Origin of the sequence: Homoserinimonas sp. OAct 916 (assembly GCF_003260275.1) — a bacterium.
Taxonomy (GTDB): Bacteria; Actinomycetota; Actinomycetes; order Actinomycetales; family Microbacteriaceae; genus OACT-916.
Genome location: NZ_QJHB01000002.1, coordinates 278,828 through 304,675 on the forward strand (window position 1 = coordinate 278,828; position 25,848 = coordinate 304,675).

The 25,848-nt window shown below is 63.0% G+C and carries 28 protein-coding genes and 1 riboswitch; of the genes, 11 read left to right on the plus strand and 17 right to left on the minus strand.

Annotation, left to right across the window (positions count from 1 at the left end):
- Positions 1–5: 5 nt before the first annotated feature.
- The 4 genes from DL891_RS03630 to DL891_RS03645 form a co-directional block, all read right to left on the minus strand.
- Positions 6–659 carry a CoA transferase subunit B gene (locus DL891_RS03630; protein WP_111719054.1) on the minus strand — a complete coding sequence of 218 codons (654 nt, stop codon included), beginning with the start codon at positions 657–659 and terminating at the stop codon, positions 6–8.
- On the minus strand, positions 656–1,417 hold the full coding sequence (locus tag DL891_RS03635) for a CoA transferase subunit A (RefSeq protein WP_111719055.1): 762 nt from the start codon (positions 1,415–1,417) through the stop codon (positions 656–658). Before DL891_RS03635 ends, DL891_RS03630 begins: the two co-directional genes overlap by 4 nt.
- Positions 1,418–1,506: 89 nt before the next feature.
- On the minus strand, positions 1,507–3,564 hold the full coding sequence (locus DL891_RS03640; protein ID WP_111719056.1) for a biotin carboxylase N-terminal domain-containing protein: 2,058 nt from the start codon (positions 3,562–3,564) through the stop codon (positions 1,507–1,509).
- A 6-nt stretch (positions 3,565–3,570) separates the two neighbouring features.
- Positions 3,571–5,175, minus strand: a complete 1,605-nt coding sequence (locus DL891_RS03645; RefSeq protein ID WP_111719057.1) for a carboxyl transferase domain-containing protein — start codon at positions 5,173–5,175, stop codon at positions 3,571–3,573.
- 178 nt (positions 5,176–5,353) lie between these two features.
- Between DL891_RS03645 and DL891_RS03650 the strand changes: the two genes are divergently transcribed.
- The 5 genes from DL891_RS03650 (at position 5,354) to DL891_RS03670 (ending at position 10,024) form a co-directional block, all read left to right on the plus strand.
- Positions 5,354–6,013, plus strand: a complete 660-nt coding sequence (locus DL891_RS03650) for a TetR/AcrR family transcriptional regulator (RefSeq protein WP_111719058.1) — start codon at positions 5,354–5,356, stop codon at positions 6,011–6,013.
- A gap of 76 nt (positions 6,014–6,089) precedes the next feature.
- A riboswitch (guanidine-III (ykkC-III) riboswitch) is annotated at positions 6,090–6,153 on the plus strand.
- Between the two features lie 14 nt (positions 6,154–6,167).
- The gene (locus DL891_RS03655) at positions 6,168–6,500 is read left to right on the plus strand and encodes a multidrug efflux SMR transporter (protein WP_111719059.1); all 333 of its coding nucleotides are present in this window, start codon (positions 6,168–6,170) and stop codon (positions 6,498–6,500) included.
- Between the two features lie 92 nt (positions 6,501–6,592).
- On the plus strand, positions 6,593–8,176 hold the full coding sequence (locus DL891_RS03660; RefSeq protein ID WP_232818987.1) for a S8 family serine peptidase: 1,584 nt from the start codon (positions 6,593–6,595) through the stop codon (positions 8,174–8,176).
- 64 nt (positions 8,177–8,240) lie between these two features.
- On the plus strand, positions 8,241–9,233 hold the full coding sequence (locus tag DL891_RS03665) for a pyridoxal-phosphate dependent enzyme (protein ID WP_198668754.1): 993 nt from the start codon (positions 8,241–8,243) through the stop codon (positions 9,231–9,233).
- Positions 9,230–10,024, plus strand: coding sequence for an aspartate dehydrogenase domain-containing protein (locus tag DL891_RS03670; protein WP_198668755.1), 795 nt, complete (start codon positions 9,230–9,232; stop codon positions 10,022–10,024). The genes DL891_RS03665 and DL891_RS03670 overlap by 4 nt, the downstream gene beginning before the upstream one ends.
- A gap of 63 nt (positions 10,025–10,087) precedes the next feature.
- Here the strand turns inward: DL891_RS03670 and DL891_RS03675 are convergent, their stop codons facing one another.
- The gene (locus DL891_RS03675; protein ID WP_111719062.1) at positions 10,088–11,491 is read right to left on the minus strand and encodes a CoA transferase; all 1,404 of its coding nucleotides are present in this window, start codon (positions 11,489–11,491) and stop codon (positions 10,088–10,090) included.
- Positions 11,492–11,550: 59 nt separating this feature from the next.
- On the opposite strand from DL891_RS03675, the gene DL891_RS03680 reads away from it, so the two are divergent.
- The 5 genes from DL891_RS03680 (at position 11,551) to ppk2 (ending at position 16,066) form a co-directional block, all read left to right on the plus strand.
- Positions 11,551–12,045, plus strand: a complete 495-nt coding sequence (locus DL891_RS03680) for a methylated-DNA--[protein]-cysteine S-methyltransferase (RefSeq protein ID WP_111719063.1) — start codon at positions 11,551–11,553, stop codon at positions 12,043–12,045.
- The gene (locus DL891_RS03685) at positions 12,042–12,926 is read left to right on the plus strand and encodes a DNA-3-methyladenine glycosylase (RefSeq protein ID WP_232818988.1); all 885 of its coding nucleotides are present in this window, start codon (positions 12,042–12,044) and stop codon (positions 12,924–12,926) included. The genes DL891_RS03680 and DL891_RS03685 overlap by 4 nt, the downstream gene beginning before the upstream one ends.
- A gap of 59 nt (positions 12,927–12,985) precedes the next feature.
- On the plus strand, positions 12,986–13,495 hold the full coding sequence (locus DL891_RS03690; RefSeq protein ID WP_111719064.1) for a universal stress protein: 510 nt from the start codon (positions 12,986–12,988) through the stop codon (positions 13,493–13,495).
- A gap of 234 nt (positions 13,496–13,729) precedes the next feature.
- Positions 13,730–15,139 (plus strand): hypothetical protein, encoded by a 1,410-nt coding sequence (locus DL891_RS03695; RefSeq protein WP_111719065.1) that lies wholly within the window; start codon positions 13,730–13,732, stop codon positions 15,137–15,139.
- A gap of 120 nt (positions 15,140–15,259) precedes the next feature.
- Complete coding sequence (gene ppk2, locus DL891_RS03700) at positions 15,260–16,066, plus strand: polyphosphate kinase 2 (protein ID WP_111719066.1); 807 nt, start codon at positions 15,260–15,262, stop codon at positions 16,064–16,066.
- A 233-nt stretch (positions 16,067–16,299) separates the two neighbouring features.
- On the opposite strand, the gene DL891_RS17020 is transcribed toward ppk2, so the two are convergent.
- From DL891_RS17020 to DL891_RS03710, 3 genes are all read right to left on the minus strand, one after another.
- A complete protein-coding gene (locus DL891_RS17020) occupies positions 16,300–16,470 on the minus strand; it encodes a hypothetical protein (protein WP_157962368.1) in 171 nt (56 codons plus the stop codon).
- A 23-nt stretch (positions 16,471–16,493) separates the two neighbouring features.
- Positions 16,494–17,396, minus strand: a complete 903-nt coding sequence (locus DL891_RS03705) for a formate/nitrite transporter family protein (RefSeq protein WP_111719067.1) — start codon at positions 17,394–17,396, stop codon at positions 16,494–16,496.
- Positions 17,397–17,561: 165 nt separating this feature from the next.
- Positions 17,562–17,993 carry a nitroreductase family deazaflavin-dependent oxidoreductase gene (locus tag DL891_RS03710; protein WP_111719068.1) on the minus strand — a complete coding sequence of 144 codons (432 nt, stop codon included), beginning with the start codon at positions 17,991–17,993 and terminating at the stop codon, positions 17,562–17,564.
- A 164-nt stretch (positions 17,994–18,157) separates the two neighbouring features.
- Between DL891_RS03710 and DL891_RS03715 the strand changes: the two genes are divergently transcribed.
- Positions 18,158–18,382 carry a VOC family protein gene (locus tag DL891_RS03715; protein ID WP_111719069.1) on the plus strand — a complete coding sequence of 75 codons (225 nt, stop codon included), beginning with the start codon at positions 18,158–18,160 and terminating at the stop codon, positions 18,380–18,382.
- A gap of 372 nt (positions 18,383–18,754) precedes the next feature.
- Here the strand turns inward: DL891_RS03715 and DL891_RS03720 are convergent, their stop codons facing one another.
- The 9 genes from DL891_RS03720 to DL891_RS03760 all read right to left on the minus strand — a co-directional run bounded on the left by DL891_RS03720 (position 18,755) and on the right by DL891_RS03760 (position 25,718).
- Entirely contained in the window at positions 18,755–19,489 is a 735-nt protein-coding gene (locus DL891_RS03720; RefSeq protein WP_111719070.1) for a GAF and ANTAR domain-containing protein, read from the minus strand.
- A 255-nt stretch (positions 19,490–19,744) separates the two neighbouring features.
- Complete coding sequence (locus DL891_RS03725) at positions 19,745–20,146, minus strand: VOC family protein (RefSeq protein ID WP_111719071.1); 402 nt, start codon at positions 20,144–20,146, stop codon at positions 19,745–19,747.
- A gap of 502 nt (positions 20,147–20,648) precedes the next feature.
- A complete protein-coding gene (locus DL891_RS03730) occupies positions 20,649–21,143 on the minus strand; it encodes an SRPBCC domain-containing protein (protein WP_111719072.1) in 495 nt (164 codons plus the stop codon).
- The gene (locus DL891_RS03735; RefSeq protein ID WP_157962369.1) at positions 21,140–21,475 is read right to left on the minus strand and encodes a helix-turn-helix transcriptional regulator; all 336 of its coding nucleotides are present in this window, start codon (positions 21,473–21,475) and stop codon (positions 21,140–21,142) included. The genes DL891_RS03730 and DL891_RS03735 overlap by 4 nt, the downstream gene beginning before the upstream one ends.
- Before the next feature lie 645 nt (positions 21,476–22,120).
- On the minus strand, positions 22,121–22,792 hold the full coding sequence (locus DL891_RS03740) for a hypothetical protein (RefSeq protein ID WP_157962370.1): 672 nt from the start codon (positions 22,790–22,792) through the stop codon (positions 22,121–22,123).
- A 345-nt stretch (positions 22,793–23,137) separates the two neighbouring features.
- Positions 23,138–24,031, minus strand: a complete 894-nt coding sequence (locus DL891_RS03745; protein ID WP_157962371.1) for a GNAT family N-acetyltransferase — start codon at positions 24,029–24,031, stop codon at positions 23,138–23,140.
- Between the two features lie 266 nt (positions 24,032–24,297).
- Complete coding sequence (locus tag DL891_RS03750) at positions 24,298–24,561, minus strand: DUF1905 domain-containing protein (RefSeq protein ID WP_111719076.1); 264 nt, start codon at positions 24,559–24,561, stop codon at positions 24,298–24,300.
- Positions 24,562–24,880: 319 nt separating this feature from the next.
- Entirely contained in the window at positions 24,881–25,315 is a 435-nt protein-coding gene (locus tag DL891_RS03755) for a VOC family protein (protein ID WP_111719077.1), read from the minus strand.
- A gap of 106 nt (positions 25,316–25,421) precedes the next feature.
- Positions 25,422–25,718: a hypothetical protein gene (locus DL891_RS03760; RefSeq protein ID WP_232818989.1), complete on the minus strand. Its 297-nt coding sequence runs from the start codon at positions 25,716–25,718 to the stop codon at positions 25,422–25,424.
- Positions 25,719–25,848 lie beyond the last annotated feature (130 nt).

Consider the following 25,848-nt stretch of genomic DNA (forward strand, 5'->3'; position numbering starts at 1 on the left):
AGCCATCAGGGCGCCTCCGCCGTATCCAGAGCCACGGTGAGTCGCGCCCCGGTTGCGGCGACCACTTCGTCCACAGTCACGCCCGGAGAGCATTCGCGCAACACCAAACCGTCTGCGGTGACATCGATCACGGCGAGGTCGGTGATGATCCGGTCCACGCAGGCACGGCCGGTGAGCGGAAGGGTGCACCTTTCCAGAATCTTCGGGTTTCCGTCTCGACCCACGTGATCCATCATGATGATCAGTTTCTTGGCGCCGAACACCAGGTCCATTGCCCCGCCCATGCCCTTGACCATCTTTCCGGGGATCATCCAACTGGCGAGATCCCCATTCGCCGCCACCTCCATGGCGCCAAGCACGGCGACGTCGACGTGTCCGCCGCGCACCATGCCGAACGATGCCGCCGAGTCGAAGTAGGCGGCGCCGGGGTTGATTGTCACGGTCTCTTTGCCCGCGTTGATCAGGTCGGGGTCGAGCTCCGCCTCGGTCGGGTACGGCCCAACGCCGAGGATGCCGTTCTCCGAGTGCAGCACGACCTCGATTCCCGGCGGAATGAAGTTCGGGATCAGGGTCGGCATGCCGATGCCCAGGTTCACGTACTGGCCGTCTTCGAGCTCGAGGGCGACCCTGGCCGCCAACTCGTTGCGTGTGTAGCTCATGACGTCTCCTCAAGCCTCACGGTTCGCTTCTCGATGCGCTTCTCCCCCTTCGGCACCACAACCACCCGTTGCACGAAGATGCCGGGGGTGTGGATGCTTGCGGCCGCCAGCTCGCCCGGTTCGACCAGTTCCTCGACCTCGGCGATCGTGATTCTGCCGCTCATCGCCGCAAGCGGATTGAAGTTCATCGCGGCTGCGTGATAGACGAGGTTGCCGTAGCGGTCTCCCTTGGCCGCGTGCACCAGTGAGTAGTCGGCGGTGATCGCCCGTTCCATCACGTAGTCGTTCCCGTCGAAGTTGCGCACCTCCTTGGGTTCGCTTGCGATCGCGATCGACCCGTCGGGGTTGTACCGTCTCGGCAGTCCGCCCTCACTCACCTGCGTTCCGACGCCGGCCGGCGTGTAGAACGCCGGAATGCCCGCACCCCCGGCACGCATGCGCTCGGCCAGGGTGCCCTGCGGGGTGAGCTCGACCTCGAGTTCACCGGCCAGAAACTGCCGGGCGAACTCCTGGTTCTCCCCCACATACGAGCTGATCGTGCGCCGGATCCGACCATCGGCCAACAGAATCCCCAGGCCCCAGTCATCAACTCCGCAGTTGTTGCTGATGGTCTCCAATTCGCGCGTGCCCTTCTCGTGCAGGGCCTCGATCAACGCCACCGGAATACCGCACAGACCGAATCCGCCGACCGAGATCGACGCCCCATCCGCGATATCCGCCACGGCTTCCCTCGCCGTCGCCACCACCTTCTCGATCATCTGAGGTCTCCTCCCTGTTCAGTCTCTTCACACCGAGCCCGGTTACCCAAGGAGCGTACCCGCAACGAAAGCGGGCCGGGTCGAATCGGTCATGACTGCGGTTCTGCTTCGGTTATCTGGGCGACCACCTGGTCGAGTGAGACCAGATCGCCCGGTTGCACATCGATCGTGACCACACCCGCAAGTTGGGCTTTCAGTTTGTGCTCCATCTTCATCGCCTCGATGGTGAGCAGCGTCTGTCCGGCCTCGACAAGGTCACCGGTGCGCACCTCGACAGCGACGACGGTTCCGGGCATCGGGGCCCGAACATCAGGGTTCGCCGCGCCGGGGGCACGGCTGATCCCGGCAAGACGGTCGGCCAGTTCCTCTGCCCGAGACGGCAGTGGGATGCGGCAGGAGAACCCGCGTTGGCCCAACCACAGGCTCTCGCCGTCGCGCACGATCCGGAACACCGAGGTGACACCGTCGACGGTCACCTGCCAGACAGCCGGGCCGTTGAGCGCACGGATTGCGGCACGAACCGGCGCCGCGCCATTCGGGTGCCCGAGGGTGATGGTCGCGTCCCGAGGGTGCCCGCCCACCCACAGCTCGACCAGCTCCCCCTGTGCGGTCATGAGTGGGTACCGGCACGGCCGGGTCACTCCCCCGGCCCTCCACCCGGTCGGCTCCTGCCAGGGGCCCTGTCGACCACGTCCCCACCGCTCGGAGTGCAGGTACAGCGCCGCGACACCCATCACGCGAGCATCCGCCTGTCGAAACTCCATGTCGGGAACCCGGCGCTCGATCAGCCCGGTGTCGAGGTTGCCCGCTTGCACATCGGCGTCTGCCAGCAGCAGGCGCAGGTATTCGATGTTGGTTGGCACGCCCAGCACCACGGTGTCGGCGAGCGCCGCGTCCAACCGGGTCAGCGCCTCGGCACGATCTGTGCCCCAGGCAATCACCTTTGCCAGCATCGGGTCGTAGTCGGAGCCGACTGTGAGCCCTGCGACGAGCGCACTGTCAACGCGAACACCCTCGCCGGTCGGCTGCTCGAGCACCAGCACGCGCCCGGCCGAAGGTAGAAACCCTCGCTCGGGGTTCTCGGCATAGACGCGCGCTTCAATCGCGTGCCCGCTCAACTGCACGGCAGGCTGCTCACTGGCCAGCGGGTGACCAGCCGCGATACGCAGCTGCTGTTCGACCAGGTCGATGCCGGTGACCATTTCGGTGACCGGATGCTCCACCTGCAGCCGTGTGTTCATCTCCATGAAGAAGAACTCGTCGGGTGCGGCCTGGGAGACCAGGAACTCGACGGTTCCGGCCCCGCGATACTGCACGCTGGCCGCCGCCCGGCAGGCCGCCTGGCCGATGCGTTCCCGGGTCGCCTCGTCGAGCAGGGCGCTCGGCGCCTCCTCGATCACCTTCTGGTGGCGCCTCTGCAACGAACATTCCCGTTCACCGAGGTGGATGACGTTCCCGTAATTGTCGGCGAGCACCTGCACCTCGATGTGCCGAGGCTCGGTGATCAACCGCTCGAGAAAGAGGGTGTCGTCGCCGAACGAGGAGCGGGCGATCCGGCGAGCTGTGGCCAGCGCCGCAGGCAACTGGTCGGCCGACTCGACCTCTTCCATGCCTTTGCCTCCACCTCCGGCCGACGGCTTGATCAGCAGTGGATAACCCACGTCACCAGCGGCCGCAATCAACTGTTCATCGGTGAGGCCCGGCTCGGCGATGCCGGGGGTCACCGGCACCCCGTACGCGGCAACATGATTCTTCGAGCGAATCTTGTCGCCCATCACCGCCAGTGCGTTCACCCCTGGGCCGACGAAGACCAGGCCCGCCGCCTCACAGGCCTCCGCGAAGTGGGCGTTCTCGGAAAGAAAACCGTAGCCGGGGTGGATGGCCTGGCAGTGCGTGGCCAAAGCTGCCCCAACGATCGCTTCGATGTTCAGGTAGCTCTCGTTCGGTGCCGCTGGGCCGATCCTCAACGATTCATCGGCAAGGGCGACATGGCGGGCGTCGGCATCGGCATCGCTGTAGACAGCGACCGAACGAATGCCCAGCCGGCGCAGCGTGTCGATGACCCGGCAGGCGATCTCGCCGCGGTTCGCGACCAGTACCCGGTCGAACAGTCGATTGTCGGCGACAGCGCCGTTGGTTTCAGTCATGGTCTCTCACATCCGGAACAGACCGAAGTTGGTCTCGGGCAGCGGCACCCCGGCACAGACACCGAGCGCCAGACCGAGCACCATGCGTGTGTCGGCAGGGTCGATCACTCCGTCGTCCCACAACCGCGCGGTGGAATAGTAGGGGCTGCCCTGCGATTCGTATTGTTCGGCGATCGGGGCCTTGAACGCGGCCTGGTCAGCGTCGCTCCAACTTTCGCCCGTGCGCGCGAGCTGGTCGCCGCGGATCGTTGCCAGCACTGAAGACGCCTGCGCACCGCCCATCACCGAGATACGCGCGGAAGGCCACATCCACAGGAATCTGGGGCTGTAGGCGCGGCCGCACATCGCATAGTTGCCGGCACCGAACGAACCACCGATGATCACCGTCAGCTTCGGAACGCGGCAGGTGGCGACGGCGGTGACCAGTTTGGCACCGTGTTTGGCGATACCGCCGGCCTCGTAGTCGCGGCCCACCATGAAGCCGGAAATGTTCTGCAGGAAGATGAGTGGGATACCGCGCTGGTCGCACACCTCGATGAAGTGGGCACCCTTCAACGCCGACTCGCTGAAGAGGATGCCGTTGTTGGCGATGATGCCCACCCGGTAGCCGTTGAGCCGGGCGAACCCGGTGACCAGGGTGGTGCCGTATTCCTTCTTGAACTCGTGAAATTCGCTGCCGTCGACCACGCGGGCGATGACCTCGCGCACATCGTACGGTGACTGCACGTCGACCGGCACCACGCCATACAACTCGGCCGGGTCGGCCACCGGCTCCCGGCTGGGCACACGATCGAGGTGCTCCTGGCCCGCCGGCAGGGTGGCGACGATGTCGCGTACGATCTGCAGAGCGTGCGCATCGTCTTCGGCGAGGTGATCGGTCACCCCCGAGACCCGGGAGTGCAACTCGCCACCACCCAGCTCCTCAGCCGACACGATTTCACCGATCGCCGCCTTCACCAGGGGTGGACCACCGAGAAAGATTGTGCCCTGTTCGCGCACGATCACCGTCTCGTCGCTCATCGCAGGCACATACGCTCCACCGGCGGTGCACGAACCCATCACCGATGCGATCTGCGGGATCTTCTTGGCCGACATCTGGGCCTGGTTGTAGAAGATGCGTCCGAAGTGTTCACGGTCGGGAAAGACGTCGTCTTGCTTGGGCAGGAAGGCCCCGCCCGAATCGACCAGGTAGATGCACGGCAGGTGATTCTCGAGGGCAATCTCCTGCGCCCGCAGGTGTTTCTTCACCGTCATCGGGTAGTACGTTCCGCCCTTGACCGTGGCGTCGTTGGAGATGACCAGCACCTGGCGGCCGTGCACCAGGCCGATCCCCGTGATGATGCCCGCCCCCGGGCTGTCGTCGTCGTAGAGCCCGTTCGCGGCCAACGGCGCGATCTCCAGAAACGGGCTTCCCTCATCGAGCAACCGGTTCACCCGCTCCCGGGGCAACAGTTTGCCTCGGGCCAGGTGCCGCTCCCGTGCAGCTGCCGACCCGCCGAGGGCGGTGGCGGCGATCTTCTGGTTCAGCTCTGCCACCAACGCGCGTTGGTCACGGTCGTTGTCGTGGAACGCTTGGCCGGCACGGTCGATCTCAGTCTTCAGGATCTGCATTGACGCCCCTTCTCGGATGCCGTCGGCCACGGTCGGGTCCTGTATGCACGACCCGAAGCTTTTTGGTTTCCTTGGATCCGGAGATACTGTTCACGAAGATTGCTTGCTCTTACGTTAGTATTTACTAACTGAATTGTCCAGCAGGTAACCGCCTGGGGTGACTACGGAGGAAGATTCGATGTCGAAGCACGCATCCGTCGTGTCGCCGCCGCCCAACCAGCCACCGGCGGCCGCGACGAAACGCAGCCGAGCGAAGGCCAGTCGCCGCACCGCGTTACTCACCGAGGCCGCACGACTCTTCGCCGAACGCGGTTTCAACGGTGTGTCGATCGAAGACCTCGGAGCCTCCGTAGGTGTGAGCGGCCCAGCACTCTATCGCCACTTCAGCGGTAAACAGGCGGTGCTCGAGGCACTCCTGGTCGGCGTCAGCGAAGATCTGCTCGCGGGCGGCCGACGCGTGATCGCCGACACCACGAACGATGAAGACGCGCTCAGGTCGCTGATCGCCTTTCATGTGGATTTCGCCCTGAGCAACCCGAATGTCATTCATGTGCAGGGTCGCGATCTCGACTCGCTGAGCGCGGAACCCCGTCACGAAGTGCGTACCCTCCAGCGCCGTTACGTGGAATTGTGGGTGGGTGTGTTGTCGCGAATCCACCCGGAATTGGAGGCATCCAACTTGCGCCTGCGCGCCCATGCCACCTTCGGCCTGATGAACTCGACTCCGTATTCGACCGGAGCTCCGAAGGGACACGCGTCCTCCGCTTCGAAGGCCGTTCGGTCGGTTCTGGAGCAGATGGCCCTCGCGGCCCTCGAAGCCCCGGCGATCACCGGCTGAGCGTCAACAGACTGTGCTTCAGCAGGCCCGGGGTGAGCAGGCCGGGCGCACCAAGTGCGGCGTTGCTAAGCTGGGCGCAGAGCGCGCATCACGCTCCCGGACGAGGGTTCAGTACCCGGAACGCGACAAGACTGGCCACAAGGAGTCAGTTGTCATGGCATGGATCGTTCTCATCGTCTCCGGTATGTTCGAGGCCGTCTGGGCCACCGCGTTGGGCAAATCAGACGGGCTGACGCGGCTGTGGCCGACCGTCATCTTCGCCGCCGCACTCGTGGTCAGCATGGGCGGGCTGGGCTGGGCCATGCGTGACATCCCGACCGGCACCGCGTACGCGGTCTGGGTGGGAATCGGCGCGACGCTCACGGTCGTCTACGCCATGATCTTTGGCGGCGAGCCGGCCTCGATCGTCAAGATCCTGCTCATTCTCGGGCTGATCGGCTGCATCATCGGGCTCAAACTCGTCGACGGCCAGACCGCCGGCTCCTGACCCGGCGTCACCACGGCCACAGGCGGCAACCGGTGACGCCGATTCCCAGAGAACCTGCACCCGGCGGGGAGTAGACCTGAAGCATGGGGACCATGCACTCACATACCATGCACTCGAACTTTGGCGGGACCGTGCCGCTGGAAGGCAGCGCCCGGCTGAAGGCCAGAGACGCCACCAGCCACCGCACGGTCCTGGACGATGACTCGCCGGTCTCAGCGACCCTCATCCTGCGGCGCCGACTGCCGCTGAGAGTCGAGCGGTTGCGGGTTGCGTTGACGGCAGACGAGTTCGCTCACAGTCATGGCGCCGATCCGGCCGATGTGGCCCTGGTGACTGACACACTCCGCGGGCTCGGAGTCGACGTCATCGAGGAAGTGGCCGCGCAACGGCGCGTCCGCATCTCCGGAACCGTCGGTCTGCTCGGTTGGATCTTCGGCACCACGCTGGAGATGGTGACCAGTCGAGACCCCGACGGGCGCCGGGTCTCCCACCGCCAGCGCACCGGGATTCTCCGCCTGCCCGCCGCACTCGACGGCGTCATCGTCGCCGTTCTTGGGCTGGACGATCGCCCCCAGGCCCACGTGCAATTTCGTGTGGCACCCTCCGCAGCAGTGCGATTCAGCTATACCCCGCCCCAGCTCGGTGAGATCTACGAGTTCCCCTCCCCCGCAACCGGCGCGGGCCAGATGATCGCCCTGATCGAACTCGGCGGCGGTTACTCCCCAGCCGACCTGGATGCCTACTTCAGTTCACTGGGGCTGGCCATGCCCGCCATCACCTCAGTGGGTATCGACGGCGCCGAGAACCAGCCGGGGCAGAACCCGAACGGAACCGACGTCGAAGTCCTCCTCGACATCGAGGTGGCTGGTGCGCTCGCACCCGGTGCCGCGTTGACCGTCTACTTCGCGCCGAACACCGATGCCGGATTCGTCGACGCGGTGAGTCAGGCCGCGCATGCCACTCCCACCCCGACCGCGATCAGCATCAGTTGGGGTCAGAGTGAGGACGACTGGACCCAACAGGCGCGAACTGCCTTGGACGAGGCTCTCGCCGATGCAGTCGCCCTCGGCGCCACCGTGACTGTGGCAGCGGGCGACAACGGCAGTGCAGACCAGTCGACCGACGGGCGTGCCCACGTCGATTTTCCGGCCTCGAGTCCGCACGCGCTCAGCTGCGGAGGCACCACCCTCGATGCCGATGCCACCTCGGGGGCGATCTACAGCGAGACCGTCTGGAACGACGGCCCGGCACAGGGTGTCACCGGGGGCGGTGTCAGTGACCGGTTCGACCTTCCGGCCTGGCAGGCACGCGCAGGGGTGCCCACTGTCAATGGGTTCCGCGGGCGTGGTGTTCCGGATGTCGCTGCCGACGCCGACCCCGAGACCGGGTACTGGGTGCGCGTGGACGGCCGCGAATTGACCATCGGGGGTACCAGCGCAGCCGCGCCGCTCTGGGCCGCGCTGATCGCCCGCCTTGTCGAGGCCGCGGGCCCCCTCAGCCCGGTACTGCCCAAGTTCTATGGTTTGGCAGCCGCGGGCGGCGCTCCGAACGGTTTTCGCGACATCACCTCTGGTGACAATGGCGCCTATCGGGCGGAACCCGGCTGGGATGCCTGTACCGGGCTTGGCGTTCCCAATGGCATCGCCCTGCTGAAGGCCGTGCAGACGACACGCTGACACGTTGCCAACCCAAGACCCCAGTATCCTGAAGATAATGACTTTGGGGCTGGGAGGTAACCGCATGCTTGACTTCGAAATGATCGAAAAGGCCGCCCGGCAACTGCACGGCGTGGCCCACCGCACCCCCGTGCTCACGTCGCGCACACTGGACGAGCTGAGCGGGGCGACCGTGTACCTCAAGGCCGAAAACTTTCAACGCATCGGTGCTTTCAAGTTCCGTGGCGCGTACAACGTGATCTCCCGGCTGGATGCCGACGAGTTGCGTCATGGTGTGGCCGCATACTCCTCGGGAAACCATGCCCAGGCCGTGGCTCTGGCCGCATCGATGGCCGGAACCCAGGCCACGATCCTGATGCCCGAAGATGCGCCTGCGGCGAAGATCGCAGCCACCAGAGGATATGGCGCGTCAGTCGAGTTCTACGACCGGTACACCGGAGACCGGGTCGCCCTCGGCAACCGGCTCGCGGCCGAGCGCGGGCTCACCCTGGTTCCGCCCTACGAACACGCGGGCATCATGGCCGGGCAGGGCACCGCAGCCCTTGAACTGATTCGTGAAACTGGGAGCCTCGACGCCCTCCTCGTGCCGATCGGGGGCGGCGGGCTGATGGCGGGCAGTGCCACGGCGGCAAAGCATCTGAAGCCCGACATTCGCATGGTGGGTGTAGAACCGACGGCCGGGGACGACACCAAGCGGTCCCTCGCGGCGGGGAAACGTGTGCGCATCCCGGTTCCGAAGACCATCGCCGACGGTCAGGGCGCCGAGATTCCGGGTGAGATGACCTTTGCAGTGAACCAGCGCCTGGTGGACAGCGTCGAGGTTGTCAGCGACCAGGAGATCATCGACGCCATGGTCTTCGCCTTCGACCGGTTGAAGATCGTCTTGGAACCTTCGGGGGCATCGGCGCTGGCCGCAGTCATGAACGGCCGTGGGTTCGACGCCGGCGCGCGGGTCGGAGTCATCCTCTCCGGCGGCAATGTCGGCGTCGAACGGTTTCGCGAACTGACGGCGAACATACCTGGCCAAAATGCAGGTCACGAAGGAGAGAACCCGTGAGTCTGACAGTAGGCGTACTTGGATACGGCGCGATCGGCCGCGTCGTCGCCACCCGGTTGGCTGCGGGGGCCGTCGACGGCGTCGAACTGTCAGGGGTGATCAATCGCACGTCCGGCAACGCCGCGTCGGACGGGTTGCCGGAACTGTCGCTGGATGAAGCCATCGAAGTCGCAGACATCATTGTCGAGTGCGCCGCGATCCAGGCGGTCGGTGAATGCGGGCCGAGGGTGATCGCCGCCGGTTGCGACCTGCTGATCACGTCGATCGGGGCGCTGGCCGTTGATGGGCTGCGCACGCGTCTGCTCGTGGATGGCCCGGGGCGGTCATATCTCACTGCCGGCGCGATCGGTGGCCTCGACCTGCTGTCTGCTGCTGCCCTCGACGGCGGTCTGGATTCGGTGACCCTGATGTCGGCGAAGAAGGCGAACAGCTTGGTACAACCGTGGATGGACGACGTGACCGCCGCGAGGCTGCACGACACGACCAAGGCGATCTCGGTGTTCGAGGGTTCCGTCAGGGAGGCGATCCGCCTCTTTCCCAAGTCGTTGAACGTGGCAGCGGCGATCGCCATCGCGACCGACACCTGGGACACCCTGCAGGTTGAGATGCTGGCCGACCCACTGGCGCACCTCACCACCCACCACATTCACGCCGAGGGCCGGCGAGGTGACTACCGATTCACAATCTCCAACCACCCGTTGGAGGAGAATCCCACTACCAGTGGGCTGGTGCCTGAGGCGATCCTCCACGGCCTGGCCAAGCTCGCCAACCCCTCGGGCACCTTTCTCTAGCAGTGCCCGGCAGGGCTTTGCTCCGAGAAGTTCGGTACGAACGGCCCAGCACGAGTACCCGGATCAGTCAATCCAACGTGCCTGGTCCTGACCCCATGGCCGGGCCGGCGCCGGCCAGTCCTCCGGACCGTCCTGGAACTGCACGGCCGGCCGGGCGCCCGTGATCACGCCGGCTGGCCCCGGGTAGTCTCGCGTCGTCGGCTGGAGGTCGCCGCTGTCTCGACCGGGGCGTTCGCGCCCGCTGGTCTGCATCAGGGCGCGTGCTATGCGTGCGAGAGAAATCTCTAGAAGCCACGACCCTCCTTCTTCGGTCTGCTGCCGCAGTGCCGAGATGATTCCTGCTGCCATCAGAAACCCGGCCGAGTAGTCCAACGCCTGAGCGGGCAGTACACCCGGTCGTGTCCCATCTGTGGTCTGCGCCCAGCCGATGCCCGATGCGGCCTGCACAATGCTGTCGAACCCCCGTCGGTTCGCCCACGGCCCAATGCTGCCCCAAGCACCCAATCGGGCCACGACGCGCCCACACGAACTCCCGTCACCGGCGATACCTCCTGAGAGGCAGTCCAGGCCGAAGCGCTCCAAGGCCCCGGGCCGGTAGCCGGTGACAACCACGTCGGCGCCCGCGAGCAGGTCTTCGAACGTGCACCGGTCAGCGGCAACAGCCAGGTCGAGCAGGGCACTTCGTTTCGCCGCACCCGTGTCAAGGTGCTGCCACGAGATCTCAGGAAGGCGGGGCGAGTCGATACGCAGCACATCGGCACCGAGGAGGGCGAGGGTCTGGGTGGCGGTCGGCCCGGCAATCACCCGGGTGAGATCGAGCACTCGGATGCCCGTCAGCGGCGCGTTCGCCCGGCCACCCCGCCATTCACGGCGCGGTGCCGCACCGCGCGACGACATGCGAATGAGTGGTTCGGTACCGGCGGCAACCGCCTGCGGATGCGCATCCCATTCGTGCAGGTTCCTAACGGCAACGGCGACCGCCCCGTTCTCCGCCGCACGCCTCTCGATCTCGTGGGCAGGCAGGTCGGCGAGGCGTTGCTCGAAGGAGGGCCGGTCGGCGGCGCCGTCGAGTTCCAGCGCCTCGAGCAGGCGCGCGCGATGGTGCGGATAGTTGGCGTGCGTGCGCACCCAGCCGTCACTGGTGCGCCAGAAACCGGAGAACTCTGCCCAGACATCCGGAGATTCTCCGTTCAGCAGGAAGTGAGAAGCACTGGTGACCTGCGTCGTGATGCGCGCAGCATCCAAGGTGATGGTGCGCGCCGTGGCATCAGCTCGAGGTTCGACATGGTCGGCCAACAGGGCGGCCGACAGTGAGGCTGCGGCCACCGAATCCCGCACCAGGGCGGATGTGTCGAAGACGCTCGGCAACGCCGGATACCCTCCGCGTGGAACCCGCTCGAGTTCCGCGGAATGTTCGCCCAGGCACTGCCACATCTCGCGGAGAAAAACCGGTTGTTTCGCCTGCATACGGGCAGACTACTCTTTCGAGAGGCCCAGTTCGGCCCAGTCCCTGCGAAGATTGAACAATGACCGCCCGCCACACCCTGATCGACTCCCCCGTCGGCCCGCTGTTGTTAACGGCTGACGAGGATGCCGTCACCGGTCTGTATTTTCAGCCGCACAGGCACCCACCGGCCGACGGCTCCCTTGGTGAGCGCACCAGCGAAGGCTTTGACGACGTTGCCCGGCAGTTGGCCGAGTACTTCTCCGGCGAGCGTCGGGAGTTCGACCTGCTCCTCGAACCGGCCGGCAACGACTTTCAGAAGAAGGTCTGGCTTCTGTTGCGTGAAATCCCTTACGGCGAAACTCGCAGCTATGGCCAGCTGGCGACCACTCTCGGAGACATCAACCTGGCACGCGCGGTGGGAACTGCCAACGGCCGAAACCCGATCAGCATCATCGTGCCCTGCCACCGGGTGATCGGGGCTGACGGCAACCTCACCGGGTATGGAGGCGGCCTCGATCGCAAACGGTTCTTGCTGCAGCTCGAGGAGCCGCCGAACGAGAACAGACTGTTTTGAGCGAACCCGCCGACCCCGCACGACCGACCACCAGCCGCATCCTGCCGTTCACCCCTCCGTACGCGCACGATTCCCTGCTCGCCGCCTTCGCCGCGCACGCGACACCGGGGCTGGAAGTGACCGACCCGGGCACTCGCAGTCACACCCGGATCATCGCCATAGGCGGCAGTGCAGTCGTCGCGACCGTCACATTCCATGACGACCATGTGCTGCTCACCGCAGACACGGATGACCCGGCGACGCTCGACCGGCTCGTCGGCAGGTGCCGTCGCTGGCTCGACCTCGACCACGACCCTGCCGTCATCCAGCGTGCATTCGCGCCCGATCCTCGGCTCGGACCACTGGTGCAGGCCAGACCCGGGCTGCGAGTGCCCGGCTCCGTCGACGGCTTTGAACAGGCAATCCTCACCGTGCTGGGCCAGCAGGTTTCGGTAGCCGCGGGGCGCACCTTCGGTGGGCGTCTGGTCGCCGCGTGGGGGCAGGAGGCCCAGCAGGGCTTCACCCTCTTTCCCACGCCGGAACGGCTCGCGGGCGTATCTGCCGCTGAACTTCAGCGCACCGTCGGCCTCACCAACGCCCGCACGCGAACCGTACTCGCCATGTCCGAGGCATTTGTCGGTGGCCTCGCCCTGGCTCCCGATGTCGACGCCCAGCATGCCCGGGCACGATTGCTCGCCCTGCCGGGGGTCGGCCCATGGACCGCCGACTACCTGGCCCTGCGTACTCTGGGCGACCGGGACGCCTACCCGGCCGGAGACCTCGTTCTGCAACGGGCGCTCAACGTGCCTTCGGCACGCCAGGCCTTGGCGGTCGCCGAGGCCTGGCGGCCGTGGCGCTCCTACGCACTGTTCCATCTGTGGACCAGTGCCGCCTACGTGTGACACGCTGACCACACCATGCCGGGGTGGATTCGCGCACCGAAACACGTCAAGCTGTACCCATGACCGAAAATACGAACAGTCCCCGCGAGATCGTCGAACCCTTCAGCGACACCAGCAAACCGATCATCGTCGGCGTCGATGGTTCTGACATCTCCCTCGCCGCGTTTCGCCATGCCGCACACCTGGCTCCCGCGCTCGGTCTGAAGCTGGTCGCACTCGCTCTCTGGGACTACCCGACCTCGATCTATGACGTCTACCAGCCATCACCGGGATGGTCCCCCGAATCTGATGCCCAGAAGGTGCTGGATGAGGCCACCCAGACGGTGCTCGGCGATACCCGCCCCGACTGGTTCAGAAGCGAGGTGTTGCGAGGCATCCCCACTCGTGCGCTGATCGGAGAGAGCGAATCAGCCAGCATGCTGGTTCTGGGTTCCCGCGGTCTGGGCGGTTTCACGGGAATGCTGCTCGGTTCGGTCAGCCGCACCGTCTCGGCTCACGCCAAATGCCCGGTGCTCATCGTGCATGCCGACGCTGCAGACGATGAGACCAAGCGCCCCGCAGGCAAGTGACCTGCCGTACCGCTGGGGTCACGACCCAGCGGTACGGCCTGAAAAGGCGGTTGCAGGAACGCCGCTAGGCTCATACTCATGGAGCACGACGACAACAAACCGACTGAGCCGTCTGCTGAACCCGAAGACCCAGCGGGAGATACCACGCCCCATCAGTCCCAGCCAGCGAGTGGGCAATCGGCTCCGGTCAGCGATTCCGCCGGCCACGAACCCCGGGCTCCAAAGAAGCGCAGGATGACGACGGGCAAAATAGTTGCCCTCGTGATATCAATTGTGGTGCTCGTTCCGGTGCTGGTGATCGTCAGCCTTCTGGCAATCAGCAACGTGATGTACACGATGGGTCAGAAGGAAAACGAGATAAGCACCACAGCGGTGCAGGTCACTCCGACTCAGCCTGATGCCTTTCTGGACGACCGGTACGAGTCTGGAGCACGTGAGCTGGCCATCGACGGCATCGCAGTGGAGCCCAGGGGCTTCTCGAGCGATAGAAAGATCCTGGCAATCTGGCGGATGCCCGAGGCTGTCGGCTGGGTCCCGTCCGACAATGAACTGCAGCTCTACGACGTCGCCTCGGGTGAATTGATGCAGACCGTCAACGGTGTGGCTGCCTGCTCGCGCACCACTCCCGAAGACACGGTGTATTGCACCCGCCACACCTTTGCCGACGGCGGTGTGCTCGCGGTGAAAAAGCGCAAACTGATCGAGTTTGATGTTATGACGGGTGACATCGTCAACGAGCTCGAACTGCCCGCAAAGGGCACCCAGGAGGTGCGGTACCTGGGCGATTCGGGCGGCAATGCAATTGTCGAAGTGAACTCTTCGGACGCTTTGGGCACCCTCGGAACCTCGTTTGTGTACGCGATATCCCAGTCGACAGGAAAATATGTCTGGGAATTCCAGATAGGCGAGACGAAGAAAGAGATTTCGGACGGCTGTCTATTGGTGGACGCGGGCGCACGTGTCGCCTGCGCAGTCTTGGGCTTCACCGACACAGACGTGCCCCGCACAGTCCAAGCCATTGATGCCGCCAGCGGAGAAAAGGTCTCCGAGTCGCCTACGGGGTCATGGCAACTGTTCGGAGAAAATGGCTGGATCAATCTTGATAGCCCAGTGATAAACGTGAGCCCCGAACCGCCTGGTTCCAGCTCGGAAAGCATCTACGACTACGAGGGTCACGGCATCAGCTATGAGTTCGCAGAGCAACTCAAGGAGGGAATGGGCCGAGTGAACCTGGTGCCGGCACCTGGTGTCATCGCGTCCGAGCCCATCGTGACCTATCCGCTTGAGTCCTACATGCAGGGCAGCATCCTCGACACCTTGGTGATCAACGCGCAGGGTGAACCGTTACTGAGGAGCACAGATCCACTGAGGGCGTCAGCACTTGACGGCGCCGAGATGGAGCGGATCAGCGACGGGAAGAAGCTGTTCACGGGGATTCCGGTCGGTGTCACCGCAAACGGTGCCGCAGTTCTGTACACGGCTGACCTCTTTGATGAAGATGCAATTCTCATCGACGTTGAGACCGGGGAGACGATCATTGATGTCACCCCCGGTAGCGTAAACCCTAAGTTCCACATCAAATTCGGCGTGATCCACTACTCCCTGGCCGAAACCAGTGGTGCAGTGCTACTCCCGGGGTCGTAACAGCGCTCCCCCGCTCCCCTTGGAGAGGAACGGGCACACTGAGGTCGATGTCGCGACCAAGACGTTGTTGCACCCATAGAATTCGAGTATCTCGAGAAGGGAACCACAGTGGGTGCGCGCATGTCCAAGAGTCTCTACGAGTCCGAGTTGAAACGGTTACAGGCGCAGCTCGTTGAGATGCAGGCATGGGTGCAGGCCACCGGAGCCCGGGTTGTGGTGATCTTCGAGGGAAGAGATGGGGCGGGCAAGGGCTCCGCCATCAAGCGCGTTGCGGAATACCTCAACCCTCGTGTCGCACGAATCGTGGCCCTGCCCACTCCGAGCGCACGTGACAAGACGCGGTGGTACTTCCAACGGTATGTGCCACACTTGCCGGCGGCAGGCGAGATCGTGCTGATGGACCGCTCCTGGTACAACCGGGCCGGGGTCGAGAGGGTCATGGGCTACTGCACGAACGACGAGTACCACCGGTTCCTCCACCAGACGCCCATCTTCGAGCGGATGCTGGTCGAGGACGGGATCATCCTGCTGAAGTATTGGTTCAGCGTGTCCGACGTCGAACAGGAGAGCCGCTTCCGCTCTCGCGGCAATGACCCGATGCGGCGCTGGAAGCTCAGCCCGAACGACGTGCTGTCGATCACCAAATGGGAGGACTATTCACGGGCGAAAGACACAATGCTCGTGCACACCGACATTCCCGAAGCGCCCTGGATCGGAGTTGATGGCGACGACAAGCGGCGGGCGCGCATCAACATGATCGCGCACCTGCTTGCGCGCGTTCCGTACCAGCTGATGGAGCGCGAAGCGGTTGTCATCCCGGAGCGCCCGCGCTCTGGCGGTTACGAACGGCCACCGCGCGACGAAATGACATTCGTGCCCGACCACGCAGCCGAAGTCGAACACCGGCACAAGAAACACTCGAAGTGAATCGAGCATGTTGAAGGCGCGAGTCGAGAATCTTGAACACATCCTCGGCTGTCCCATCTGATCCTTTTCTCCGGGTGCCGTAGGGGTTGCACGAGCCAGAGCGTGCGGGACGGTTCTCTGTCGCGCGCGGTCGTCTGCGATGCCGCGCAGGCTCGAGAGCGCGTTCATTCGGGTGAGGAACCAGCGTTCCGTTTGCGGAGCCAAACCTGTCCGCAACGGGAACGGGTGGTGACTCAGGCGCGGGGTTCGCATCCTGCGAAGAAGCCGTAGACGAGCAGCACGATGATGGCTCCGCGGATCGCGAGGAGCCAGTTCTGAATGGAGAATAGCTTTTTGTTGTCACGTACCGATAAATGCCCCTGATTGGCTGAGCGCTCGTCGGCGCAGGCGGCGATCACTGACACAGAGGCCCTCCGTATCCGGATGCCTAGGCGTCGTCAGATCGTTCGCCGTTGCGCTCTTTCTCGTGGCGGTCCGAGGAATCTTGAACGACCTCGTCGAGTGTTTGCCCGGCACGCTCGATGTCACGACCGGATCCCATGACCTGGCCGTAATTGAGAAGGCTCACGATGAGCACGCCGCCGACGATGTTGCCCAATGCCGCCGCGGCCAGCCACATGCCATACTCGCCGGCCGTGATGCGGCCGTCGAGCATGGCGGCCAGCGCTTCGCCGCTGCCGGCGATGCAGTGGGCCAGTCCGGCGGCGCCCACAACAAAGGTAGTGAGATAGACGATCACGATTTGCCCGATACTGTGGCGGGCGGCAGAGACCAGCCACGCCATCAGCGCGATGATCCACCCTCCGATGATGCCGGAGAAGAAGATTTGTGCGAAGTCTCCGCTCCCGACCGTTTTCTCGCCGAGCATGCTGAGTGCCTCGCGCAAGTCTGCACTCAAGGCAGGCGTTTTCATGACCAGCACGGCAAACAACAGCGCACCCAATATGTTCGCGGCGAACACGATCACCCACAGTCGAAGGGTCTTGACTATGTGCTTCTTCGTGGCCAGAACGACGAGAACCGGAAACAACGTGTTTTCTGTGAACAGCTGGGCGCGCCCCATCACAACGACAATGAACCCGATCGGATACAGCAGTGCGGCCAACAGGTGCGCTGCAGGTGCCGCGGGACCAACGGCAGCGAGAATGGTGGCCGCCCCAAGGCCGGTGAGGCCCATTCCCAGCCCGGCGGCCACGCCCGACAGCGCCAGGCCGACGGACGAGCGCTTGAGTTCGTCCTCCCCCGTGTCGTGAGCGACGGCGAAGATCTGTGCGGCGGTCAGTCGAGCGCCCTCAGCGGGGGGTTCCTGATTCGCATTGTCGAACGTCATCGCATAACAATAGCTCGCGAGGACAGTGCGTGCCGCAGTGATGGCGTAGAGGTAAGCGAAATAGACGCTGAGCGGTCAGCGACAAAGTCAGCGACAGCGCGCGATGCAACGCTTTAGGCAACAGGAGCGCCATTGTCATCCAGATGGGTCAGAGTGTCAGCTCGCCTACTCCGTAAGGTGAAACACAGGGTGCCGTGACGCTTCATCGATGAAGCTGTCTGCCGGGTCACCAGCCGTCGCGTCGAAGTATGACGCGGTAATTGGCACTTCGCGCACGTACTGCTGCAGCACCGGCCCTGCAGTTTGTGCATCCACGCCGTCGGCGTGCAGCACCTCGGTCCGTCTCCCCCGCCGTAATGACACCTCACCGTTTGCGCGTACGTTGTGAACCCAGCTCACATTCCCGTACGGCGCGACAAGCCATCGTTGGTTCCCAGACTCGACGAGGGTGACCGGTGTCGTCCTGCGTTTTCCGCTCCGGCGGCCCGTCGTGGTGAGCAGATAACTCGATTTCGCGCCGATCCCCGCTCGGATCAAAACAGTCATCATTGCGTTGGTCGCGCGCCGCGCGGGTCCGAGTCGATACGTCTTGGCCATTGTTCCATGATGCCGGAGATATGAAAGATTAGTGCAGATCGGTAGCGGTGGGCAGACCTTTATTTTGAGTGAAGGTGTTTGGGACAGGGCCTCCAAGACGCTATCGGCCGGCTTCTCGTCGGCGGATCGCAAACAGGGAGTCGCGCCCGTCGGAAGATCGTGGAATGATCCTCGAGTCGAAGACAGTGAAGAACGGACTGCACCTCCACCTCGTGCCGGTCAAGGGTGGCCGCGAAGACGAGCGGGCCCGACTAGTCGATTACGGAGCGGTCGCGGTCGCCGACTTCCGCGGAAAGTACGGCCCTGGAACCGGATGGGCCATCCTGGCTGGTGCCGACGGAAACGAGTTCTGCATTCTTCGAACCGCAGTTGAGCGCTCGGAAATCTGAGGTCGATGCATGAGCAGTTGCGGTTGTCCGACCCAAGAATCGGACCACCCGTAGCGCGCAGAATCTATGGGGCTGCTTCGACGAACGGTCGCGGCCAGCCGGCAAGCGGATCAGGTGATCCAACAGATGTGCACCGATAGGGGTGGTGGCGTCGGCTTCTCGAGCATCGATGGAAAATGGTTGCTCGTTCGTTCAGAAACCATGGCACACCGATGAACGTTCGTCTCTAGCGTCGGCCACCCGGTGGCGCCGATCAGTGGAGAGCACGCGCCGGTCACGAACAGCAAAGGAAGGGTTAGGCGTTTTACTCCAGGGACAGATGCGGAGGCGATCGGTCTGCGGGAGGGCGCTCCAGTCACAGACCGAACTCCGCTACGGATGGGGTGGTGCAGCTTCTATGTCCAGGGTTCGGTCAATGACCTGTTTGGCGACGGCGTGAATGCTGAGGTTGTTGCTGCGGGCATAGGAACGCATCGCGGCGAAGGCCTCAGAGATCCCCATGGCTTTGGATGCGGCCAGAATGCCCTTGGCCTGCTCAACGATGATTCTGCTGTCCAGTGCCCGTTTTAGTTGCGCGGTGACCACGCTTGATTCGCGAACACTACGTTCGTGCAGGATACCGATCGTCGCGGCACCGGCCAGCGCCTGGGCGAGGATGGTATCCCGTTCACTCAATACACCGACACGCCGGTTGAACAGAACCATCGCGCCGATGGTTTCTCCGCGCAACGTCATCGGGACGGCATGGATCGAACGGAATCCTAATTTGAGGGCCGCCGGCCGAAACTCCAGCCAGCGTCCTTCGGAGTCAGCGAGGTCTTCCACGACGACCGGTTGGCCGGTGGCGAGACAATCAACACCTGGCCCCGATTCCGCATCCAGTTGCATAATCTCTGCCAACTCGCTCCCTTCGCTGAAGGATGCGACGAGTTGAAGCCCCCCACCGGCAGCAAGGAGCAGGATGCGACCGGTGTCGACGGGCATGAGTTCCGTGCACTCATGCAACAGGGTGTGGAGCAGGTCGGCCATGTCGTAGGTATCGATCATGGTGTCCGCGAGAGTTGCAAAAGCTGTGATCAGTTTCTGCTCGCGCCCGGTATCGGCCATGGCTTCCCCTCTTCAGTGACTGGGCTATTTCGTAAACTGATTCGAGCTCTTGTGAACATCTTCCAAAACATAGGCGAATGGCATTGCTCCACCAGTTGATATCATACAAGAGACAGGTGCCCGACGAGTCATGCCTTCTGTAACGACCGGCTCTGATTCAACAGACCCAACGGGCCTCATCGCCGTTGCCGCTATCAATTCCCGCGGGTACGGATCACAAAATGAGCTGTGACGCCCGTACCCTCGATTCCAGGTTTATGGCTCGTCGTTGTTCGCTGAGCTGCGCTGGGTCCATCCTGACCAGCCTTGGGCATCGACGACGCAAAATCGATTGCCCTCCGGGTCTTCCATGATCACGTAGTCGGCGTCCAGGGGCCGTCGTTCCCAGTGCACTTCGTGCGCACCAAGCTCAATCAGTCGGGAGACCTCTGCGGTCTGATCCTCAGCATACAAATCGAGGTGAATCCGCGGCGGAAGCACTCGCTCCGAGGAATGCGCATCCAGAGAAACGTTCGGTCCTGCGCCCTGGCGCGGATGCAGTAACGCGAAGTCAACGTCCATTGGCTCGCGGACCGCGTAGTTCAGCGTTTTCGACCAGAACTCCACCTGAGCTGCCAAGTCACTCACGCGTATCACGACAGATCCGACGATCAGCATTATTCGACCATAATGTTGCTGGGGTCGAATGACAATACGAGCCCCAACTCGCCCGTAATCCGGTCGGTAAGTAGGCAACTACCCGTAAGGTCAGGGGCGGCCGGCAGCATCCGCTCACCGAGGTGACCGAGCACTTTGGGGCCCGCGCGGATTCCTTTTTGGTTAGCGACTTGGCACCCTCACAAACTCAACGGAGTTGCCTATGAGCGAGTCAACGATCAGATCAGATTGGATATCCGCAGAAAATTCGTTTGCAGACGGTTTGGGTCACGACGTCGTCGAGCTGCTCTACCGACTCGAGTGTTAGTACAGAGTCGGCCCCCTCAGCGGATCCCCGTCTGAGACGACACTGGCCGCGGCTTCGCGGGGGAAAAGTGATTCCACCTTTCGTTGAAGGTCATCCCCTCGTGACTGTTGTTGGCCATTCACCGGGATTGCGGCCGATCGTCCCCTCAAGTGTGCATCTCGTGGATGGCGTCTAATCGCAGGCCGCCTGAGAGCCTCACTTTTGAGCTTCAGCCAGAGTAGCGTCGAGCCGTTCGAAGTCTTCATCCATGCCCGCGTCCATGCCCGATGCGAGCATTGCATCGCACCCTTCCTTGGACGTGTATGTGGAGGTGACTTCCAGCGCGCTGGATTCACCGTCGAGATCGATGAACTTCAACGTCTCCAAGGTGACGCCGAGTTCATCCTCGTACTCCCAGGTGTGCACAATGAGACCCGGCTCGACCCTGTGGTAAGAGCCTCGGAACGGCCAGCTGCCGCCGGATGCCGCCTCGACGACATATCGAAATGCTCCACCGGTAGTCGCATCGAAACGGTCAACCCGCACAGTTGTCCCTCGCGGGCCCATCCATTGTGTGAACAGGTCAACTTCGGTGTGCGCTCGTTGCACGAGTGCTGCTGGTGCGGCGAACTCTCTCCGGTGAAAGATGCTTTGTTCGCCGGTGCGTGAGTGCTCGGTGAGCCCTGGCTGGCGGATGTCGTGGTCGTTCATGATTTCTCCTCATGTGGTTCGGTCGGATCGGTGAGAGTAGTGAGTACGAGATCAAGTCGTTGGTATCGATCCTCGAGCCGATGTCTTTGAGCTTCCATCCAGCGCATTGCGTCGTCCAGTGGCTGTGACTCGATTCGCACACGGCGCGTTCGGCCCTCCTTGTGGCGTGTGATCAGTCCAGCCCGTTCGAGCACGTCAAGTTGTTGGGAGACGGCTTGAAAGGAGATTTCGAACAGGGCGACAAGCTCGCCAACAGTGGCATCCGATGTCGCCAGTCGGTCAATGATGGTCGATCGCACGGGGTCACCGATGGCGGCGAACGTTTGTGTCACAGCTGAAGTCACCTTCCCATTATTCAACCCGATGCTTGAATATCAAACGATTTGAGTATTTTCACCACTTGTTTCATGGTGAGCGGCATCCGCCCAGGCGGAGAGGCAGGCCATGACGGGAGCAGCAGGCCATGACCCAGCGAGTTATTGGTGTGGTTGCTGTCAGTGCGGTACTTCTCGGCGTTTTGACGCCGGTTGCCGCCACTGCAGCTCACCGCGTCAGTCGCAGCGGACGTGGCGCAGGCGCAGGATCTACCGATGTGAGTACCGCGCGCTACATCAATGATGTTCAGGGACCCTGCGTTCGGGTGCCGGGGCGTCGGGACGGTTCTGCTGCCTGGGGCGCGCAAAAGCTGAACAACTTGGGGCGGAAGCGGTCACATCTTGCGCAAACATTACAGCCAGTCGCGTCTGATCACGCAGCGTGTCTCTGTCACCGTGACCGCACGAATACCGGAACCATCGCGGAGTGAGAAGAACGGCTCGAAGCATTCTGGTCGAGTGCCGATGACGAAAACGTAGAAGTGACCCTCGGAGGCATTGCTGCGTTAGCGCCCGAGCTGCCGCGTTCTGCGCCGCTCGATATTCGCGAAACGCGTTGCGAGCGCTGCTACTCGCGTTGGAAGAAAGAGCCGGCTTACCTGCTCATGGATTTACCTCGGTCACACGAGACAACACCTGTGGGCCAATTTCTGTTGCATCGCTGTCAGGAAAAACGTCGAAGACAACTGGAACGCCGTCCACCTCACTGAGTACACTTTTCGACGCTTCTAAAACCTTATGAGAGAGCGCTATCCGAACCGCGCCAGTCTCAGAATCTACGCCGAGGCTCATCATCGGACCACCGAACACCTCAGCCCAATGCTCTCGTTCCTCAAATATTTCTTCGACCACTGCCTGACTGTCCTGTCGCGAGTAGTCCAATTCAGAAGTCGAAACAGTCACACCGGCTATCTTCGGCAGGTTCTCGACATCAGCCAAAAAATTTTGTACTTCGACGGGGTCAGCTGTCCCGTCATAGTAAATCTCCACTTCTCCGGAACTGTCGTCGACCCGAACGTGATTGAGAGTTGATGAATGCCGAACAGTCTGAAGAATACGGAGCGCTTCCGCGAGTGGCTCACCGTCGTTCAGCGCTTGGCTTGAATCAGGCAAGACCATTTGCTCAGATCCGTCCGTCGCCACGTAAGAACTGCTATTTGCGTTGCCCGCTGCGATAGAAACGGGAAGCAACCCACCGACGAGAGCAACGCTGAGGCCGGCCGAGAGCATTGGCCCTTTTCGGAATAAGAGCGAACGTGCGGCTCTGTCATTCATTCTGGAACCATTTCGTAGCGTCGACGCTGGCTGGCGGGCTGGCCCCCACCATAACAGCGAAGCCTCCGCGGCTCCACCGTCCTCGTTACCCCACGCGCCAAAGCGCGGTGAATGGGCGCCGTATTGCGATTGGGGTTCTGAGCGGTTGGGCTACAGCGGATGCGCGGTAGGGCTGTGCAACCCTTACGGTCCACGCGTGGCCGTGATGCCGTGTGATGCTCCGATGACCTGTCTCGGGCTCGTCATGGCGAACGGTCTGACCGTCGGCTCTACCTGGGCGCTTTCACGTGTCACCACTCGTCCAAGATCACACAACATTCTCTTGCCACGCCCAGTCCGCGAGCCTCACCCTTGATAGGGCTTGCTGCGATAGCCGACGAGCACGGCGTCGCGGGTGAATCCGAAGGACTCGTAGAGAGCTACCGCCGGCGCGTTGTCCTCCTTGACCGTCAGGCTCAGGCTGCCTTTGTCCGACGCGGCAAGGATCATCCGTCCGATTGCAGCGAGAAGCACCTTGGACAGCCCGTTTCCGCGGGACGGCGGTGTGATCGCGATGAAGTCGAGGTAGCCCGCCCCATCTGCCTGCACCTCCGCCGACGCATAGCCCAGGATCTCGGACCCACCTTCGTGGGCTAGGACCAGGGTGACGCGCTCGTCGTCCTCGACAAGCTGGCGCGCAGTTGCGTAGGTGCCGGGAAACGCCGCGACATGCAACTCCGCGATCGAGGGGAGGTCCGCAGCCGTGGCTCGACGCGGCACGACACTCGTAGACCCTCCGTCGGGCAGTGGCCAGCCCTCATCGCCTCGGGCGACGTAGGCGATATTGACCGCGCTGCGGTGCCAGCCAAGCGTGCGGGCGAGACCGGCAATCCGCGTGTTGGCCGGATCCGCGCTGATCTCATGGTCATCGATGCCGTCCGAGGTCTGCTCGATAGCGGCGTCGACGAGTGGTCGAGCCCACTGCTCCCAGGCGTCCTCATCCTTCGTCCAGGGACCGTGGATCCAGCTGCGTCCGGTCTCCTCATCGCTGTCGACGATTACCACGCCCACGACGTGCTCCCCACGCACGGCCACCCGCGCAGTCTGGGTCCACGGCGGTGACAACCCCTCTAGCTCTGCCTCGACCCCGGCTGGCTCGGTCCCCACATAAGCGCATGCGGTTCGCGGGTCCTGTTGAGCCGCAGTCAGGAGGCTCCGGGCAGCTGCCAGTTGGTCAGCGTTCGGCGTGAGGATCGGCATACCACCACGATAGTCAGAATCGTGCGATCCGTCGCCCGAATTCTTGGTCGCCGGCCGCGAAAGGATGAGGCGGCAGCTCTGGGGGTGAACTTCAGGATAGATGAACAATCCGCGCGCGCACTTGCTGAACTGAACCTGGCTGCCTTGAGGGTGAGGCGTGGTTCCGCTTCGCGAAGTTGCGTCGTTGCGATGACGATGCGACGCGCGCCGCTTGCGCGCGATCCTCGCCGAGCACGACATCTGCCGAAACGGTGTCGACCGTGGAGTCATCGCACGATTACAACCTCGACACTGTCCCCGACGCCCTTACCGAGCTTTCTGCGCAGGACGGCACTCACTGAGATGAAGTGGTGACCTTGCCCGGTGGGCATCAGCGCAGACGTCACCGTGATGCCGTCTACCGTCGTGTTGGCCTTCACCGACTTGCCGGTACCGAAGAATTCGCGTGAACCGGGCACCTCGATCACTGACCAGTCCGGCATCCATTCGGGATTCACAATATCGGTTGTAAAAGAGAGAGTGTCAGACATGCCGATATTCTAGATGCCTCTGACGCGCTTCTGTTGGCTGGTCGGGCAGGCGGTTCTAATTCGTGCTCCTTGCTTGCGCAACGCCCGTGCAGGGCTTCCACACCCTCTCCATCAGGCTCAGCGCAAAAGCTGGCGCGTCCGTTCATGACCATCGTGAGAGCGAGTGATGCGTCGGTGACCCGTCCGTCATAGCGCGGTGTTTCACAGCCTGACGAGAGCACAGTTTACGTGGGCTTCCGCGTAGTAGCAGCTGCCGCATGGAATCGCGGTGCGGATGATGCTTAAAGCGGCCTCTGGGAATATTCGCGGGCGTGACTGATCATTCTTCAATCTCGATGGTGCCCTCGTCCGAGACGGGAAACCCAGGTGCGAATGCAGCCTCCCAGAGGTGCCCATCAGGGTCAGCGAAGTATCCGGAGTATCCGCCCCACTCAGCGCGCTCCGCAGCCTTGACCAGTCGCGCCCCCGCTTCAACAGCTTCGGCTAGCGCCAGATCAACCGAAGTCGTGTCGTTGAAATTCAGGGCCAACGTGATCCCGCGATATACAGCGGGCGACTCCGAAAGTACACCTACATCGGCCGCCAAGTTTTCGTATCCGAAGAGGCCGAGCCACGTTCCCGAGGTCCGGAACCAAGTGATGCCGGCCAACGGATCTCCGCGTTGCTGCCAGCCGAGCGCTCGGTAGAAAGTCGCGCTTCTGTCCAGGTCGGCGACACCGAGAGTGACTATTGTGAAGTTCGCTGCGATTGCCATAAGCACATTCTCACACCAGCATCGCCACCGATCATAAGAGGTCGGCAAGGTCTGATCCTGGCGCAGATCCATCACTCGCACACACTCAGTCGCGATAGCGGATCGTTCAGCGAGACAGTGGTCGAAGCTTGTCTTCGGTTACCGGAAGTGAAGCGGTGTAATAGATCTGAGTTGCGTTCATGTCACCCCAATCGTCCTTCTTCACACGGATTCTGCCGGTCGACACTTCGGCGATGCGCACTCGCAACCATGAGCCGTCGTCTAGTAGCAACTCGTATGGGTCGGCAAGGTAGCCCAGTCCGAGGTCGTCGAGAGTCTCGTCTGCGACCATCCAGCCCACTACGCCTGTCCGCGGACGGCCCAGTAAATCGATGGCGACGAATCCTTCGTCAACAGGTTTCATCCAGCCCACGCGCTCACCATCATCAGATCGCCGATGCTCAATCCAGTCCGCTTCCACGCCTCAACGATAACGATCTGGCTCACAGGTTGCTCGCAGGCCGATCGGCAACCTCGCCAGATGACTCCGAGCC